This is a genomic window from Sinorhizobium sp. M4_45 (assembly GCF_002885915.1).
Lineage (GTDB): Bacteria > Pseudomonadota > Alphaproteobacteria > Rhizobiales > Rhizobiaceae > Sinorhizobium > Sinorhizobium meliloti_A.
The window spans coordinates 16,702-33,098 of record NZ_NWVE01000006.1 but is presented as its reverse complement, the minus strand read 5'-3'; the positions used below and the strand labels follow the sequence as shown (position 1 = coordinate 33,098).

At 60.3% G+C, this 16,397-nt stretch carries 12 protein-coding genes and 5 pseudogenes; 6 read left to right on the top strand and 11 right to left on the bottom strand.

Annotation, left to right across the window (positions count from 1 at the left end; genetic code table 11):
• Positions 1 to 418 precede the first annotated feature (418 nt).
• Together CN933_RS17280 and CN933_RS17275 are read right to left on the bottom strand one after the other, a co-directional pair.
• Positions 419 to 916, bottom strand: a complete 498-nt coding sequence (locus tag CN933_RS17280) for an SDR family NAD(P)-dependent oxidoreductase (protein ID WP_245425074.1) — start codon at positions 914 to 916, stop codon at positions 419 to 421.
• Positions 917 to 1,109: 193 nt separating this feature from the next.
• Positions 1,110 to 2,117, bottom strand: coding sequence for a chemotaxis protein CheB (locus CN933_RS17275; RefSeq protein ID WP_102761856.1), 1,008 nt, complete (start codon positions 2,115 to 2,117; stop codon positions 1,110 to 1,112).
• A gap of 243 nt (positions 2,118 to 2,360) precedes the next feature.
• On the opposite strand from CN933_RS17275, the gene CN933_RS17270 reads away from it, so the two are divergent.
• Both CN933_RS17270 and CN933_RS17265 read left to right on the top strand, forming a co-directional pair.
• Entirely contained in the window at positions 2,361 to 5,840 is a 3,480-nt protein-coding gene (locus CN933_RS17270; RefSeq protein ID WP_102761855.1) for a chemotaxis protein CheB, read from the top strand.
• Complete coding sequence (locus CN933_RS17265) at positions 5,824 to 6,234, top strand: response regulator (RefSeq protein WP_102761854.1); 411 nt, start codon at positions 5,824 to 5,826, stop codon at positions 6,232 to 6,234. The genes CN933_RS17270 and CN933_RS17265 overlap by 17 nt, the downstream gene beginning before the upstream one ends.
• Positions 6,235 to 6,415: 181 nt before the next feature.
• Here CN933_RS17265 and CN933_RS17260 read toward each other — a convergent pair whose 3' ends face one another.
• The 3 genes and pseudogenes from CN933_RS17260 to CN933_RS17250 all read right to left on the bottom strand — a co-directional run bounded on the left by CN933_RS17260 (position 6,416) and on the right by CN933_RS17250 (position 8,680).
• On the bottom strand, positions 6,416 to 7,615 hold the full coding sequence (locus tag CN933_RS17260; RefSeq protein ID WP_102761853.1) for a GGDEF domain-containing protein: 1,200 nt from the start codon (positions 7,613 to 7,615) through the stop codon (positions 6,416 to 6,418).
• A 248-nt stretch (positions 7,616 to 7,863) separates the two neighbouring features.
• A pseudogene (locus tag CN933_RS31835) lies at positions 7,864 to 8,028 on the bottom strand (sigma-70 family RNA polymerase sigma factor); the annotation flags it as partial.
• Between the two features lie 256 nt (positions 8,029 to 8,284).
• Positions 8,285 to 8,680, bottom strand: a complete 396-nt coding sequence (locus CN933_RS17250; RefSeq protein ID WP_102761852.1) for a response regulator — start codon at positions 8,678 to 8,680, stop codon at positions 8,285 to 8,287.
• A 656-nt stretch (positions 8,681 to 9,336) separates the two neighbouring features.
• Here CN933_RS17250 and CN933_RS32385 point away from each other — a divergent pair.
• Positions 9,337 to 9,705, top strand: coding sequence for a VOC family protein (locus CN933_RS32385; protein ID WP_348627611.1), 369 nt, complete (start codon positions 9,337 to 9,339; stop codon positions 9,703 to 9,705).
• A gap of 339 nt (positions 9,706 to 10,044) precedes the next feature.
• On the opposite strand, the pseudogene CN933_RS17235 reads toward CN933_RS32385, so the two are convergent.
• A pseudogene (locus CN933_RS17235) lies at positions 10,045 to 11,389 on the bottom strand (ISKra4 family transposase).
• A gap of 503 nt (positions 11,390 to 11,892) precedes the next feature.
• On the opposite strand from CN933_RS17235, the gene CN933_RS17225 reads away from it, so the two are divergent.
• A complete protein-coding gene (locus CN933_RS17225) occupies positions 11,893 to 12,168 on the top strand; it encodes a type II toxin-antitoxin system ParD family antitoxin (RefSeq protein WP_102761850.1) in 276 nt (91 codons plus the stop codon).
• The gene (locus CN933_RS17220) at positions 12,149 to 12,499 is read left to right on the top strand and encodes a type II toxin-antitoxin system RelE/ParE family toxin (protein WP_180980719.1); all 351 of its coding nucleotides are present in this window, start codon (positions 12,149 to 12,151) and stop codon (positions 12,497 to 12,499) included. Before CN933_RS17225 ends, CN933_RS17220 begins: the two co-directional genes overlap by 20 nt.
• 197 nt (positions 12,500 to 12,696) lie before the next feature.
• On the opposite strand, the gene CN933_RS17215 is transcribed toward CN933_RS17220, so the two are convergent.
• Positions 12,697 to 13,005: a hypothetical protein gene (locus CN933_RS17215; protein ID WP_102761848.1), complete on the bottom strand. Its 309-nt coding sequence runs from the start codon at positions 13,003 to 13,005 to the stop codon at positions 12,697 to 12,699.
• Positions 13,006 to 13,219: 214 nt separating this feature from the next.
• Here CN933_RS17215 and CN933_RS17205 point away from each other — a divergent pair.
• Positions 13,220 to 13,910, top strand: a pseudogene (locus CN933_RS17205) (MFS transporter); the annotation flags it as partial.
• A gap of 8 nt (positions 13,911 to 13,918) precedes the next feature.
• On the opposite strand, the pseudogene CN933_RS17200 reads toward CN933_RS17205, so the two are convergent.
• The 4 genes and pseudogenes from CN933_RS17200 to CN933_RS17185 all read right to left on the bottom strand — a co-directional run.
• Positions 13,919 to 14,440, bottom strand: a pseudogene (locus tag CN933_RS17200) (urease accessory protein UreH domain-containing protein); the annotation flags it as partial.
• Positions 14,437 to 14,671 (bottom strand): annotated as a pseudogene (locus CN933_RS17195) (YqaA family protein); the annotation flags it as partial. The pseudogenes CN933_RS17200 and CN933_RS17195, both read right to left, overlap by 4 nt.
• The gene (locus CN933_RS17190; RefSeq protein WP_102761847.1) at positions 14,668 to 15,990 is read right to left on the bottom strand and encodes an MFS transporter; all 1,323 of its coding nucleotides are present in this window, start codon (positions 15,988 to 15,990) and stop codon (positions 14,668 to 14,670) included. The gene CN933_RS17190 and the pseudogene CN933_RS17195, both read right to left, overlap by 4 nt.
• A gap of 12 nt (positions 15,991 to 16,002) precedes the next feature.
• Positions 16,003 to 16,278, bottom strand: a complete 276-nt coding sequence (locus CN933_RS17185) for a metal-sensing transcriptional repressor (RefSeq protein ID WP_102761846.1) — start codon at positions 16,276 to 16,278, stop codon at positions 16,003 to 16,005.
• Positions 16,279 to 16,397 lie beyond the last annotated feature (119 nt).

Genomic DNA, 16,397 nt, shown 5'->3' with positions numbered 1-16,397 from the left:
TCATGGGCTGATCCGAGTGTTTGGCCCGCACCACATCCAGATCGCGCTTCGGAGACCCGTCAAACTCAATCTTCTTTGCCGCTCCGAGGAGGAGGCGCTAAAGGCCCTGCGAGCGGTGTGCCGGCCTGATGAGCCGCAATAGCGCCAATCAGGTACGCTTTCGGGTTTTTGATGTAGTGGAGGCGATACAACCGCTGTCTCACGTCAGCTCACATGACTTGACGCAAAAGTCTACCCGAAGATGCTCGGGACGTCTGGCAAGATTGGCACCGACGGCAGTCGCCAGCAGACCGGCGATGTCTCGGTCGATCGACATCGGACGCGTGTTCTCGATACTGCAGTTCTCGAGGCACTTGAATGCGAATATCTGAGGTATTCGCATCGACGAATCGCGGATGGCAATTGGTTGTGATCCGAGCTACCGCCGCGTGCGGCGTCCAACATCGACTTCGGTTCCCTCCTCAATCGGGCTGCTCACCGCGCCGGGAGAGTTCGGTGCGGGTGGGGCGTCCATCTGGGTCTTGTGCATTGTCCGGGCCATTAGCGCATCGGCCGCGCTCGGAAGAAAGCGCTTCATAGCGATCTTGATAGTCCCATCCCATCCGACGATGTCCTCATCGCTGGGATCGCGTGCTGCGGCCACAATGGCTTCGGCGACGTTCTCCGGATCATGCAGAGGCGTTGGCGGTTCAACCTGGTGCCCGCTATAGTTCGCCACATGATCGAAGAAGGGTGTGTCGTGTGCTGTCGGCATGATCGCGCATACATGAATATTCTCAAGACCTGCTTGCTTCACCTCTTGGCGCAGCGCGTCGGACAACCCGATTACGCCGTGTTTTGACGCCGTATAGGCTGCGTAGTAGGGCACGCTTTCCCTGCCGAGCTCGGAAGCGATATTGCGGCCAATCTTCGACAAGCTTTGAAACCTTCTGCGCGGACATGATGCACCTCCAGCTTGACGACCAACCAGCTGGCTCCCACGAAGGTTCCACGATGTCCGGTGAAAGCGACCCGTAAGATGGGAGAGCCGGCTGCTGCTATGCACGCGCGGCAGGAGACGCGTGTCGAAGGGAGTCGTCTCATATCAGCCGATCTGATTGAGCGCCTGCTCAGCCTCCTTTGCCTGCAGTGGCGTCCGGCGAGCTGCCGGCGATCGCGCGACGCAGTGTTTCCGCATGCTGCCGTCCCTCTTTGGCCCGCCTTCTGTTTGCGGCAGCGGCGGCGGCGAAACCGCTGCGCTGCGCATCTTCAGCCATTTTTTCGCTGAGAGTTACCCTCTCCTCGATGATCCGAAGGGCAACTCTCAGAGCCTCGTCGACGGCGCCTTCCGTCTCCGCAGCCAAAGCCTCGGACGTATAGGCATGCCCGACTTGGCAACGAAACCGCAGCGGCGGCCAGTTCTTGATCTGCGACAGCACGCCGCCGCAAGCCGGGCACGAGATCGGGACCGGGTCCGCAATGGTTCGCATCGTCTCGGAACCGATCTGCCGGCCGAGGGCGATATCGATCTCGAGCTTGATGTCGCCCGGAATGGGAACGGGCGAACCGGCCTCTTCGCGGGTGAGCTCGACGAGGAGTGCGGCGAGACCGTCGAGGGAAGCGCGGTAATCGACGTCGCTTGCCCTCAGGGCCCCAATCGGCATATCAGGCGCAACAGCGTCGCTCGGGTTCTGGACGACAGTCACCCCGCCGCACCTCTTGAGATCGGAAAGTCCGGCGGCCCCGTCATTCAACATCCCCGTGAGTACGACCGCGATTGCCCGTGGTCCGTAATTCAAACCGACTGATCGAAAGAGCGGGTCGACCGCCGGTCGAGCCAGGTTCTCGCGGGGGCCGCGGCCAAGCCGGATGATGCCATCGATGACGAGGAGATGGTGATCTGCGGGCGCAACATAGACGTGGCCGCGTTCGACCTGCTCTCCGTCGACAGCGGTCGTGACGGGAATCCTGGTGTTCGCATCGAATATATCTGCGAGCAGATCCTTTCCGCGTGCGCCCACATGTATGACGACGAACACGGTGGCGGGGAAGTCGCTCGGAAGGTTGCCAAGCAGGTGCTTCATGGCGGCCACCGCGCCAAGCGAACCTCCTATGGCTATGATGTCGCGGCGGCTCATGCCATGCTCCATCGAGCAAAAACGCTCCACACGCGGATAAGTTCGACGACCTGCCGGTTGAGAGGACGAAGGGAAGATTTTCCCACTCGATACTATCATGGCCGACACGTCCGCTGATATAAGAGGAAGGTGCCGGGAACGTAGAATGGGCTACCTCCGGCCTTGAAGATTGCCGATATTCCTCACAGGCAAAGCAGCCGCCGCGCAGGCGGCCCGTTCCTGTGAGATTCCGGGAGGTTGAGCATGGATCGAGAATTGGATCCTCCGATTGTCGCAATCGGAGCTTCTGCGGGCGGCGTCCAGGCTCTTCAGACCTTCTTCGATCTTTTGCCGGACGACACCGACGCTTCCTTCGTGGTCATTGTCCATCTCGATCCTCATGCCAGAAGCGAGCTTGCCAACATTTTAGCGGCACGGACGCGCATGCCGGTTACGCAGGTCGAGGACCAAGCGCGCCTTGAAAGAAACCACGTTTACGTCATTGCGCCGAACCGCCGACTCAAGATCGCCGACGGGACCATAGCCGCGCTTCCGTTCGAAGAGCCCCGTTCCATCCGCGCGCCGATCGATCTGTTTTTCCGGTCGCTCGCGGAAGAACATGGAAGCGAATTCGCGGTCATACTCACCGGCGCCGGGGCGGACGGGGCGCTTGGCGTCAGGGCCATAAAGGAGGCGGGCGGGATCGTGCTCGTCCAGGATCCGGACGAGGCGGAATATGCCTCCATGCCCCGCAATGCGATTGCCACGGACATGGCGGATTTCGTGCTCCCCGTGCGCGAACTTCCCCGGCGCCTGGCCGACCTGATTGCCAGCCGTGACCGACTGTCTTCGCATCTCGATGAGGCTGGAGACGAAGATCTGGTCGGGCGGATTCTGTCGCATGTGCGCGCCCGAACCGGACATGATTTCTCCCAGTACAAGCGCGCGACCATTCTGCGGCGTATCGGCCGGCGAGCGCAGGTCGCCAGGAAGGAGAGGCTCGCAGACTATTTCGACTACCTGCGCGAGAATGCCGAGGAGGCGCAGGCTCTTTTCAGCGACTTCCTGATTTCCGTCACCACGTTCTTTCGCGATCCTTCGGCGTTCAAGTCTCTGGCCGAGAACGTCATCCCGCAGCTGTTCGACGGCAAGGAAGCCGCCGACAGCATCAGGGTCTGGGTTCCGGGCTGCGCCACCGGCGAGGAAACATACACGATCGCCATGCTTCTGCTCGAGGAGTCCTCGCGCCGCGACCTTTCGCCGGAAATTCAAGTATTCGGCTCCGATCTCGACCTTCAGGCACTGAGCATGGCCCGCGAGGGGCGATACCCATCGACGATCGAAGGCGATCTCTCGGAGGAGCGGCTGCGCCGGTTCTTCCAGCGCGAGGGCGATCACTATCGCGTTCGTCGCGAGTTGCGCGACGTCGTTTTGTTCGCAAGCCACAGCCTGCTTAGGGACCCGCCCTTCTCCCACCTCGATATGATCTCCTGCCGGAACCTGCTGATCTATCTCGACCGCCAGCTGCAGCAACAGGCGTGCAGTACGTTTCACTACGCGCTCAAACCCGGCGGCTTCCTTTTGCTCGGATCGTCTGAAAGCGCCGACTATCCGGGCCTCTTCCGCACTCTGAACCGCGAGGCGCGCATCTACAGGGCCGTAGCAGGCGGTGATCGGCGTCTGGTGCCGCCGGTATTGCTGGGCCCACACAAGACGGAGAGGACATCGACGATCATCCGACCGGCGCCGGCGGGCCACATCAGCGATGCGGCCGTGCACCGTCAGATGCTTGAGAAGATTGCCCCCCCGAGCATGCTGGTGGATGAAAGCCATCACGCAATTCACCTCTCCGAAAATGCCGGGCGGTATCTCCGGCCCTCGGGCGGTCCCGTTACGACCGATGCGACGGACCTCGTGCGCGAGGAGTTCCGGTTCGATCTGAGGGCGGCGCTGCATCGCGCCTTCGAGCGGAATGAACCGACCTTGAGCATGCCGATACTTGCCGAACTCGATGCGCAGCCGCATCGCGTTTACCTGCAGGTGAAGCCTGTCGTTCAGGCGGACGAGCGCACGCGCCATGCTCTGGTGCTATTCATCGAAGGCGAGGTCATCGACAAGACGGGGGAGGTGGTCCTCGAGACGCTCGACGGTCGTCCGTCCATCGACCAGCTTATTCGCGAGCTCCAGGAAGAACTGCAGCTTGCGCAAAGCCGGCTTCGCCTGACGAGACAGGAGTCGGAGTCGGCCAGTGAGGACCTGCGCGCCGCCAACGAAGAATTGCAGTCAATGAACGAGGAATACCGTTCGACGGCAGAGGAACTGGAGACGAGCAAGGAAGAACTCCAGTCCATCAATGAGGAGCTGCAAACGGTCAATAATGAGTTGAAGCTGAAGCTGGAAAGCGTTTCTCGCGCCCACAGCGACCTTCAAAACCTGATGGCGGCAACCGACATCGCGACACTTTTTCTTGATCCGTCCCTGCGCATCAAGCGTTTCACCCCCCGGTTAACCGAGATCTTCAACGTGACGCCGAACGACGAAGGCCGGCCGATCACCGATTTCACGCATCACCTCGAATATGCGGGACTTGCTGACGACGCATGCTCGGTTCTGAAGCAGCTCACGCCGATCGAACACGAGGTGAAAGGCCGCAACGACGGCTGGTACCTGGTGAGAATGCGTCCCTACCGTACGATCGAAGACAAGATCGACGGCGTCGTCGTCACATTCGTCGACATCAGCGAGCGGCGCCATGCCGAAGAGGCGGCGAAGGAGAGCGGACGGCGCCTTGAACAGGAAATGCGGCTCGTCGAGCTGTCGCGCTCGCCCATGTTCGTATGGGACTTCGACGATGGCATCATGCAGTGGAACCGCGGCAGCGAGGAACTCTATGGCTATTCGCGTGTGGAAGCGCTCGGAAGGCGCAAGGAAGAACTGCTCAAGACGGCCGTTCCCGGCTCGTCCTTCGACAAGCTCCGGCGAAGGCTCGCAGAGAAGGGCCGTTGGAGCGGCGAACTGAACCATACCACCAAGGACGGGCGGGTGCTGACGGTAGAGAGCCAGATCGAGCTCGTGCCGATCGGCGAGCGCCGCCTTGTGCTTGAAAGCACCCGCGATATCACCGACCGCAAGCGCTGGGAGCGGCGCGGGCAGCTCTTGCTGAACGAGCTCAGCCATCGCGTGAAGAACACGCTCGCTGTCGTCCAGTCGCTGGCACGCCAGACGCTCCGCACAACGCGATCGAGCGAGGACTTCGTCGAGCGCTTTGAGGGGCGCCTCGCAGCACTTGCGAGCGCCCACAAGCTGCTTGTCGATTCCGAATGGAGCGGCGCCGAGCTCGACGCACTCGCGCGCGGGCAGCTCGATGCATATGCGGGCACTGATCGGCGCCGCCTGCTGATCGAGGGCGAACCAGTGATGTTGCCGCCGGACCTGGCTACGCCGTTCGGTCTCGTGCTCCACGAGCTCGCGACCAACGCCGCCAAATATGGAGCGTTTTCTACCGACAACGGACAAGTCAAACTCAGTTGGAAACTCGGGAACAACGGCCGAACTCTTGCGGTTATCTGGCAAGAACGCGGTGGCCCGCCGGTCGAGCCGCCGAGCGAGCAGGGTTTCGGCGGCGTTCTGATCGAGAAGAGCTTGCCAGGATCTACGGTCCGTCGCGATTTTCAACCGGATGGCGTCGTCTGCACGGTCGACATCGAGCTTCCGGAGATCCCGCCAGATGGCGCGGAAAAATGACGACGGCAGGCCCCTTGAGGGCGTCAGAGTTCTGGTAGTCGAGGATGAGATTTGGATCGCTCTCGACCTCGAGGCGGCACTTCTCGATGGTGGAGCTCAGGTGGTGGGACCCTGCGCCACCCTTGAGACCGCATTGGTGGCGGCGAAAAATGAAGCGTTTGCGCTCGCGGTGCTCGACATTCGCCTGGGCACGGCAACCACCGAGGGGGTCATCGATCTCCTCAACGAGCGGGGCATTCCATTCTTCTTCTATAGCGGCCAAACGCTACCCGACGACATGCGAAAGAAAGGCAACGGCGCGGTCGTCATCGTAAAGCCCGCCACGCAGCAGGATATTGTTGGGACGGCCGCAGGAGTGCTTACGGCCTCGAACCTGCCGCCTTCGCCGGCGTAAGTTTCCAATGACGGCACTTGGCTTCGGCGGAGATTGTCTTCGGATACAGCGCAGCCGCTACAATAGCAGGTCGCATATGGTATCGACGGGAACAACTGGCCGTGGTCTCCGGAGAGTACGTTGTTGAGCTGACACCGAAGAATCGGGAGATCTTGAATGGTGGTCAGGTGTCGGCGCACTGCTACCAAGTCCCGATCGCATGGTGATCGTTAGAAGCGACGACACGTACGGGTGCCTCGGCGCATTCCACACGGTTCCGTCCGCCAGCTTTGGCGACATAAAGTGCATTGTCAGCCCGCCTCATCGCCGCGTCCAAGAGCTCACCCGCCGCTACCGCAGAAACGCCGAAGCTTGCAGTAACCGCGACGCCTTCCGGAAGGCCGTTGATGCGCTTTGCTGCAAGCTCCGCGCGAATTCCGTTGGCTATTACGCGCGCATCGGCCAATCCCACGCGCGGAAGAAATATGGCGAACTCCTCGCCCCCTACGCGCCCCGCCACCGCGCGGTGAGGCATGAGATCAGCCAAAACACACGAAAATTCTCGGATGACTTCGTCGCCGGCATGATGGCCGAAGGTATCGTTAACGAGTTTAAACCGATCGATGTCCGCAAGGATCAGCGTTCCGATGTCCTGATCGCTCAGATCGCGCAGGAGAGGCGCGACACGGCTCGAAAACCCGCGTCGATTGCAAAGACCCGAGAGGGCATCGATTTCGGAACTGGCGCGAGCCTCGTCGACGATGTCCTTGACCATGACACCAAGCATCGCTACGCCCGTGCCGACGATCAGAATGGCTCCGAGCGCCTGCGAAGTCAGGGCAAACGGGCTTTGCAGATAATCCGCCGCGGTGGCCCCTGAGCCTGCAGCAATCGCGGCGTAGATCTTCACAAGGAAATAGACTGCGCTCAGCGTCAGCAGGCAAAAGAGGCTCCTGTCCGCGTAGGATCGGCGCTGGGACTGGATGATCGTGGTGGCGGACCATGCCTGGATCGCGAAGAACGGCATCTGGTAAAAGAAGGCGTGCTGCAACGTTCCTCGCGGAAGATCATAGATCACGAGGTCGACGATCACCGACCCAGTGAAAAAGACTGTAAGCGCCAGCGGCTTTGCCGGAACGCTGTAAAAAACGCCAAGACCGACGCGCAGGAGGCAGAAACCGGCAAGAACGCTTGTAAAGGCACCAACGGCAAAGAGCCTTGGCATGGGTGTAAATGGCAGGACGACCTCGCAGATCGCAGAGAGAGAGGCGATGGCGAAACCTGCGGCGCACCAGGCCGCCGCCCGGCCCGAGCGGCTCTTCACTGAGATGATCACAAAGGCAGCCACGAAGATCTGGGCGACGATGAAATTCACCGCCAGTAGTGAGATCGCACCGCCCATGAAGCAGAATCCAATATGCGCCCGTGACAACGACTAGCCCGTGAGCGCGCTTCGCGGACCAGGAGGCACATTAGTGATGGCGCACAAAGAAATCATTAAACGATGATGCGGCGCTTGAGCACGGGGGACTGGGACGTATTCGATGCAGAAGCGCGCGAACGCCAAGATCCAAAACACAAAGGGAGGAGAACGACGAATTGCTCGGCGTTGGCTTTATGGCCGCGGATGTGAAAGTGAGAAAGATCGGGGAGTAAGACCTCCTGCACCACCTCCTCGGCTTCCGAGCGGTTGTTCAAGATACGCAGGCAAACTCCAAACAGTTTCGCGCTGGTGCTGCGATAAAGCGCATCGAAAGCCTTGCGATCCTTCATCGCGGTTCGCACGATCAGCTCGGTGATATGCTGCGGCTTCATGTCTAGCTTCTAGCATGCCAATGCGCCACCACGGCAAGTGGCCTCGATCTGACGCGGTAAAGCGTGGTGGTGGGTTGTCGCCCCAGTGACTCCCATCTACCTGGCGCGAAGGACAATAGATGCGTCACTCGGACATTCCTCGGCGAAGCCCGGGACCGCTGGGCGACGGAGCGAGACTTGAGGTCGCGGCTATGCGCGAAGGAGACAGAGACACAGGACAGAGGCGGGAGCCTCCCCCGTGAGGGTAGCCCCCAAATTATTCCAAAGCTGCAGCTCCCGCCGTCCTGTCATTTAGCAACTGCGAAATTGCAACGATTAATTGTGACATGACGAAAGGTTTTTCAATCATGATGCTCTTAGGAACGCCTTGAGGCGCCCAATCGGGAGCACTGTCCCCGCTGATGTAGACCACCGCCATCTCCGGGTCGACCTCCCTTGCAATGCGGGCGACATCCCAACCGCTCGGGGATTCAGCGAAGCGGATGTCCATCACTATTCCAGCGATGGAGGGTTCTGCGGCTTTCAAATGCTCGATTGCCTTCTTGCCGTTCGTCACCGCCAGAACCACGAACCCGGCCTCTTTAAGGGCGTCTTCGAAGTCCAACAGCAGGAGAGTCTCGTCCTCCGCGAGCAATATGGTGACCGATTCCAATGCATGTCCCCCGAGATATGGTTCCCGTGAACGCGCAGTTCGGCAAACGGTTCCCTCAAATGTGACTGGATTGGGCGCTTGCTCAGGTTTCCTGGTCAGACCAGACCGAAGTTCGCGCCGCAGCATCATGGAAGTGCAACAGGATACATCTCCGCCTTCCCTCTCCGTGTACCCTGGCGTCGGGCCGTTTCTCGCAAACACGCACGGCTGTCCGGCCGGACCGAAACAGCCGAAGAGACGCACCTTTGCGGGTCTCCCATTGGCGCCGATATGGTCGAATTCGTATCTCGGGAAAACGGCCCCACCCTGCGTGAGCGAGTGAGTCTCCGCAGCCACTGACTGCATCTCTCGCCTGAGTTTTGCTCTGGGCTGTGGTTGTTTGACGAGGATTTCCCGAGAGTGGTCGTCCTGGTCGCATTACCGGGACGCGGGAGTTTGTATCCCGCGTACACCCTTATCCCGGCCTACATGGTCATAGAGGAAAGGTTCGCATTCAGTGCGTGTGGCATGGCGCCCAGACGTGGTCGGTTGAGTTGACGACGACTAGGAAAGGGCCGACACCACCGGTGGCGCTCCCAGCCATTCGCCCATCGCAGTAGTGGAGAGTCGGTCCCGTAACAGTTTCGTTTCGATGTTCGGAAAGGTAAAGTGACGGCATGAAGGTTTGTGCGCTCGATCATAAAGTGCTCTGCGTCAACGACGTCCGCGCCACTCGCCGCTTCTATGAACGTGTACTGAACATGGAATCGCGGGAGGAACGGCCAGGCAAGTGGTCACTGCATTTCGGGGCCCAAAAGATCAGTCTTCAGGACGCTGTTGCATTCCCGAGCATTGCCCACTGCAGCTCTATTTGTGTCAGCCATGTTCGGCACTCGGCATGCCAACTGGGCGGGGCACTGCTTGGGTTTGTGCTGGTTCGTTGTATTAAGCGGAATACAGCAACTCCTTGGAGTAAGACTTCAGTCCTATTCCAAGCACGCTGTACTGTTATTTCACTGGCATGTCCAAGAGAGTATCGACGATAATTATCCTGTTGCTGGTTCTCGTCATGCTCCTGATGGCGATCTACGGCATTGTTGGGATTGAACGGATAATCAGCCTAGCAGCAAGAAAAGCAGCGCTCCGACAGATGCGATTAGGAGCGCTGCAGTTGTCCGACATGTGCGATTGTTTGTCCGCTAGTCGAAATTCAGAGGGAGAAAACAACCTTCCTCAAATGGGAACGCCTCTCAAACACCGTGTTGGCTGCAATGTTCCGGGACAATGCCCTTTTTCACACCGGCTCCGGTAATGGCTGCTGGGGAAGGGGACTGTCGTCTCCACCGCCATCATCCTCATCCGGGGGAGCGGGAAAAACGTTGGGGTTAAGCGGCCAGGGCAAACTTGGCTTGTTTGAGGCGGCCGTCTGCGACTGCGGCTCTGACCTGAAGGACCCGGTGAGCGCCGACGGGCGACCAGCGCATTTGACGTTTCTTATTCATGCGGGCGTTGACGAGACTGTTGGCGGCACTCTCGGCGGGGGCACTGGAAATCGGCTGACCTGCCCCATATCGGTGGCAGTAGTCGACAATCGACGCCTTGTTCTGGATCAGATAGGTCTGAAGATTACCAATCAATTCGCACAAGCGGTTGAACTTTTTGTTGGCGTCTCTAAGCCTAGCGTGCTGCCTTATCTGGTAGAGCATATCTTTCACCGCTCTCGTTGCCTCCCTGACATAGCCGTTCCAAAGGAGATGCCGAAGCCTCGGCACATGAACCGCTACGTCCCGCAGGTAGATGTTCAGGTCGCCGACATGCCTAATTCCTTCCCATGCCTGTTCGATGTGCCGGAGCCGCATCGAAAGATGGAACCAGTCGAGGATGTAAGTGATGGGCTGTCGCGTTGCGGTGAGCACGAGGCTTTGCAAGCCGACGTCTCCATCGCTGAAGACGGTGGCTTCGCGGCCAGGCAGCCATCCTTGCGCCCGCATCGCCGCACGGAGCACGTCGTGTTTGCCAGTGGCGACATTCGGCGCGGCCGCGAACCGACGAGGCGGCCGACCCTTTGAAACGACGCGTCCCATGGCGATCTCGAAATGGCGGCTCTGATATCCGGGAACTGCGCGGATATAGGCTCCATCTATGAAGACGGAAATTGCGGATTCGCCAACTCGGCTGATGCGATAGAGACTCGCAGCGTCCCACTTCTCGATCTGATCGGCGACCTTGGCCAGCCGGTTCACGACGGTCCGATGATTGTGTGGTCGCGCGGCCGGAACGAAGAGATCGAGCACACGGGCGGTTTCTCGAAATGACAGCCGGGAGCCGAGTTCAGCCTGAACGCGCTCCAATTCCGGCGTTGCTCTGCCCTTCAGCAGCATCTCGATGCTTCCGGCATTCAATCTTGCCGTCTTCCCGCACACGCAATAGCGGAACCGGGGCACGCGCAGGCGACAAATGCCGAACAGAGAATGAACCGTCCGAGTTCGATTCATGAACCCGCCGAAGGCGGTCGCAGGCGTTACATTTCCGATCCTGCTTGCTGGCTTGATCCGCCTGAAACTGCGTGAGCTCTTCCTGCAAACGACGGTGTATCGCTTTGCCTTCCTCCAGAGAGAGGCCGAAATCATCAAGCCGCGCTCCCTCCACGATGCGCTCGACGCCAGCGATTTCCCGACGTTGTGGAATGCCATCGGCCCCGACAAACTCGGCCCAGATCTTCATCCTCATTTGCGTTGCCAATGAACACCCCTTTCGAAAAGGGTTCTCGTTACGCCAATATTCTTACCCCCACGTTTTTCCCGCCCTCCTGGTTGAAATTGCTGCGACCAGCTTCTGGGAATTAAGTGCAAAACCACATCGCTTCGTTAGGGGGGGCAGTTTTTCATTTCGCCCGACAGGCTTCAGGTTACAAGCGGATTACGGGGGGCAGTATCAGCCTGTGGGCTGATCGCAATCGTCGGGTCGGCGCGGTTATTTGCGCGTCATTCGGCCGAAGCGTGCCCAGCTGCTTTTGCATCGCTCGTCGACCACCTCCGCCGAAGACGCTAGACCCGCGCGCAGCGAGTGGCCAAAGACGGCAATCGCGATTCGCTCGACTAACTGCGCCACCTCCTGGTCATTGAGATGATCCGGTCCGACGTCCCTGACTTTGCGCCCGCCCTGCCGGATCATCTCGTCAGATTGACAAATGTGCTACTGAGCAGCAAATTAGACTCAAAGGAGTTAAACCGATGAGTGTCAAATCGTCGATTTCGCTGACCGACCAGCAGGATGCGTTTGCCCGTTCGCTGGTGGAGAGCGGCCGGTATTCCAGCATGAGTTCGGTTCTTCAGCAGGGCCTAGAACTGCTTCGGCAGAAGACGGAAACTGAGACCGTCGAAACGGCAGCGCTTCGCGAATTGGTCCAGCGGCGATTGAACGGATCGATGATTTCTGCGGCGGAAATGGAAAGCCGCGTCGCGGCAATGATTGAGCGGAAGAGACGGGTTGTTCGTGTGGACTCTTGAATATTCTGAGGATGCCGAACGCGATTTCGAGTTGATCTTCGATCATCTGTTTGACGCCTATGTCGATCTCGGGGACTCGCCTGACGAGGCTGTGGAGCGTACCGCGCAACGGATCCGCAAATTGCGTGTCGGGATCGATCGTCTAGTCGATACGCCCCATATCGGGACTCTGCGGCCCGATATTTATCCCGGAATACGGTTTCTTCGGCGGGACAAGGCGGCTATTTGGTTTGTACCGGTAGAACATAGCCGCACAATCAATGTCGCGGCAATTTTCTACGGCGCGCAAGACCACATCAGAAATATGCTCGCGCGTATGCTGGCGGGATAACGTCGTTACAGCCCCGAGGCCGTCGCAGATTGACTCTAAATCGGCCGCATCGGCGCTGACATTTGCGGGTCATTTCGGCGCTCGCATGGCCGAACTGCTTTTGTACATTTCTCTCCGCCGCTGGTATTGATCATAAATTACGCCAGCTTGCTGCAAGCTGTTGCTGTTGCCGGTGACCGCGTTCGTGCTGCCGCTCATCAGCTCGTATCTTTCACCTTGCCGGTCTCGCCAGACTTCAGGCCGGAAGGGTCGGAAGGGATGCCGCATTGCAATTCCGAGCCCAGAAGGCGAGGGCCGTCGAATTCCGCATCGGCCTCCGGAGGGCGTCCAACAAGGAGCATCCGACCGCCGGGCGTAATGAAAACATCGATATCGCCCGGTGGCTGGCGCAGAAGGCGGTTCTCGTTCCCGCTTTTCTCGCGGCGCTGCGCTTCAGCCGACAACAATGTTGCCCAAATCGCGCGTCCGGCAGGTTCTGCTGACGCCGTAGGGTTTTCGACGATCATTAATCGCCTCACTGTCGATGGATCCTTAGGTCGGATGCAATCGCTGCCCGTCGACACCCGGGGCGGCAGACGCGTCGCCGCGACAACCGCACCCGCCAGTGCAACCGCAAGCACTGCGCCGATCCAGGCTCGGTAGAAGCCAAAGCCAAGAATGATCCCTGCTAAGACGGTGAAACAATATCCGTCATAGCACCGACCGGCTGTCCGGTTCCGAGGCGTCATCGCAACGGCATCGCTCCTTGGCTCCTCGCTGCTGACGATATGTGTCGGGTTCCTCGGAGCCCGGTATGATCATCGCCAAATCTTGCTGGCCGGTGCGAGTCTCGTCATCGCGACCGGCGTGGCCTTTGCCGTTGTCCACGAATACGCGCTGCTCCTGGTCATCGCGTTTGTCGGGACGATCAACCCCTCGGCCGCCAGCGTCAGCGTTCGCGCGATTTGGCCTGTCGCTTTCAGAGGCGGGTGTTTTCTTCTTCTGGTCGGGCGTGCTGTCGGCGCAGTCGTTTCCTGTGGCCGCATGGCTGTCGCGACGCATCGGACTGATCAACACGATGGTGTTCACACACATCCCGTCCAGCATCGCTTTGATGCTAGCGGCGCTTGCGCCCACACTATCCCTCGCGCTTGGCTTTCTGCTGGTCCGGGCCGCACTGTCGCAGATGCACGTGCCGACGAGCTCGTCCTACGTGGTGGCCGTCGTGAACGAGGCGGAGCGAGCCGCCGCTGCAAGCTTCACCTCGGTTCCACGCAGCCTTGCCGCCTCGGTCAGTCCTGCACTGGCGGGCGCTCTCTTCGCCGCCTCTTTCCGGGCATGGCCGCTGCTCATCTGCGGCGCGTTGAAGATCGTCTACGATCTTCTGTTGCTGATGCAGTTCCGGCGGCTGAAACCGCCGGAGGAATGCTGACGCACTCTTCAACGGATGAAAATCTCCCGCACCGCGACGATCACCAGGATCAGTCCAGTGACGGCCTCGACAGCCTTCGAGATCTTGGTCAGCAGAGCCTGTCGGGTGGCGAGCAGTTTCTCCATCCGCCTCTGGAAGAAAACGGTCGCGAGCGCTACGCTCGAAAGGGTGATTGCCACCCCCGTCATCATGACGAGGGCGAACATGATCCCGGCTTCGGGCACGCCGCGCGACATGGCGAAGGTCATGACGAACAGCGTCAACGGGCAAGGGATCAGCCCGGCCATGAAGCCGACGGCGACACCTTCGCCTTCGCCGTGCACATGCGGCGGCCGGAAGAAGGAGCTCCACAGCATCCACGCCCCGATGAGGCCGAGCAGTCCCCGGCTCACGTCCTCGAGCAGCGGAGCCGACCCAGCCTTTCCAAGCATGATCGATACCAGCGGCAGCGAGAACATGGCTATGACCACGGCCATCGTCACGTGCGTGGCGGACAGTGCCAGCGAGACCATCAGCCCGCGCCGCCCGCCTCACTTGCCGGGAACCAGCGCTTATGGCGGAAGCGCTCGATGCCGCGGCCGATCAGCCAGTTCACGACGGAGCCAAGCACGTTGCCGACGCCTGCGACGGCGATGAGCAGCCATGGCGTGTATCCCGCAACCAGCAGGCCAGCCAGCGCTGCTTCCGACTGCATCGGCAGGATCGTGGCGGCCCGCAAGCGCCACCAGGAACAGCCCGGCATAGACGGCGAGTTCGCTCATCGCTCGGTGGGCCAATCGGGATGATGGCTGTCGATGACGAAGACATGGCTATGTCTGTGCCCATCGCCGACACGCTTGGCGTCGGCAAGATGCGGGTGGTCCTCGGCAAGGTCGTCGTGGACATGCTCGATTTCCTCGGGATCGTCCGCCGGCCAGAGCCGTGCGGCGACGAAGATGGCGGCGGCGGCGATCACCCCAAGCGTGGCGAAGGTCGCCGGCATACCGACGGTGGCTCCGAGCCATCCGGCGACAGGATAGGTGATCAGCCAGCAGGCGTGCGAGAGCGCGAACTGCGCGGCAAAAAGCGCGGGCCTGTCTTGCGGGTGAGCCGAACGGCGGAGCAGCCGGCCGGATGGCGTCTGCGTAAGCGAATAGCCGACGCCGACTGCCAGCCACAGCGGCAGCAGCAGAGCGAATCTCGGTACGAACACGCCGATGAACAGCCCTGCAACGAGAACGGCGGCCCCCGCCAGCATGGCAGTGCGGTCCGGCATGTTGTCGAGCATTCGCGGCAGCAGCAGGGCGGCAATCATTGAGCCGACGCCGAACGCCGCAAGCGCCACGGCGGTGTCGCGTTGAGCGAGGCCGAATTCTGCCTGGACGAGCACGACGGTGTTGACGATGACCATCGACCCTGCCGCCGAGACCGCGAGGTTGAGGACGAGCAGGCCGCGCAGGCGTGGCGTGGCGAGATAGATGCGCAGGCCACGTGTCGTCCGATCATAGATGCCGCGGCGTTCCGACGCCTTGGGGCTCGGCAGCACGACCGAGACAACCAAGGCCGCCGATGCGAGGAAGCCGACTACCGTTCCGGCGAACAGGCTGTGGAAGCTGACCACGGTCAGAAGCGCTGCCGCCAGCATCGGACTTGCGACGCTTTCGAGATCATAGGCAAGTCGCGAAAGCGACAAGGCGCGCGTATATTCCTTCTCATCCGGCAGCACGTCCGGAATGGTCGCCTGGAAGGTCGGCGTGAAGGCGGCGGACGCCGATTGCAACAGGAAAATCAGCACATAGACCTGCCAGACCTCGGTCACGAAGGGCAGGAACAGCGCAACGGCTGCCCGCACGAGATCGAGGCAAACGAGCATCGCACGGCGGGGAAGTTGTTCGGCACAGGCGGCGACGACGGGGGCGACGCCGACATAGGCAATCATCTTAATGGCAAGTGCAGTGCCGAGCACCGCGCCGGCCTCTGCTCCTGCCAGGTCATAGGCGAGAAGTCCGAGCGCGACGGTGGCGAGACCCGTGCCGACGAGCGCGATCACCTGTGCCAGGAACAGGTGGCGGTAGGTGCGGTTGGCAAGGACCTGCAGCATGTCGGGAGCGCCTCAGAGATATTTGGTGATCGACTTGAACTCATCGATCGATTGGCGTCGGTCGCGGGGAAGAGCGCCGACGGTTTCCTCGAGGCAGTGATCGAGGTGGTCCTGTATCAGTGTCCGTTTCGCTTGAGCGATCGCCTTTTCGACAGCATGGAGCTGCTGGGCAATGTCAAGGCACGGCCTCCCCGACTCGATCATCGCAATGACGCTTTTCAGATGTCCTTCGGCCCGCCTCAGCCGCTTCACGATCTCTGGATGGGTTTCGTGTTTGTCCTCTGTCATGCTGCATCTCCTATCCTCCTGGAGGGGATAACTCAACCGAAGAATCTTGCAGACTCCACGATAGCCGGGTGAGGGAGGAATACGAAAAAATCTGGAACAAGCTGGGAACTCGTCGCATC

Bases quoted from the DNA above. Each gene is read 5' to 3' on its own strand.
- CN933_RS32385 (WP_348627611.1), top strand. From the start codon at position 9,337: ATGAAGGTTTGTGCGCTCGATCATAAAGTGCTCTGCGTCAACGACGTC.
- CN933_RS17225 (WP_102761850.1), top strand. From the start codon at position 11,893: ATGAGTGTCAAATCGTCGATTTCGCTGACCGACCAGCAGGATGCGTTT.
- CN933_RS17260 (WP_102761853.1), bottom strand. From the start codon at position 7,615: ATGGGCGGTGCGATCTCACTACTGGCGGTGAATTTCATCGTCGCCCAG.
- CN933_RS17190 (WP_102761847.1), bottom strand. From the start codon at position 15,990: ATGCTGCAGGTCCTTGCCAACCGCACCTACCGCCACCTGTTCCTGGCA.
- CN933_RS17215 (WP_102761848.1), bottom strand. From the start codon at position 13,005: ATGATCGTCGAAAACCCTACGGCGTCAGCAGAACCTGCCGGACGCGCG.
- CN933_RS17275 (WP_102761856.1), bottom strand. From the start codon at position 2,117: ATGAGCCGCCGCGACATCATAGCCATAGGAGGTTCGCTTGGCGCGGTG.
- CN933_RS17270 (WP_102761855.1), top strand. From the start codon at position 2,361: ATGGATCGAGAATTGGATCCTCCGATTGTCGCAATCGGAGCTTCTGCG.
- CN933_RS17265 (WP_102761854.1), top strand. From the start codon at position 5,824: ATGGCGCGGAAAAATGACGACGGCAGGCCCCTTGAGGGCGTCAGAGTT.
- CN933_RS17185 (WP_102761846.1), bottom strand. From the start codon at position 16,278: ATGACAGAGGACAAACACGAAACCCATCCAGAGATCGTGAAGCGGCTG.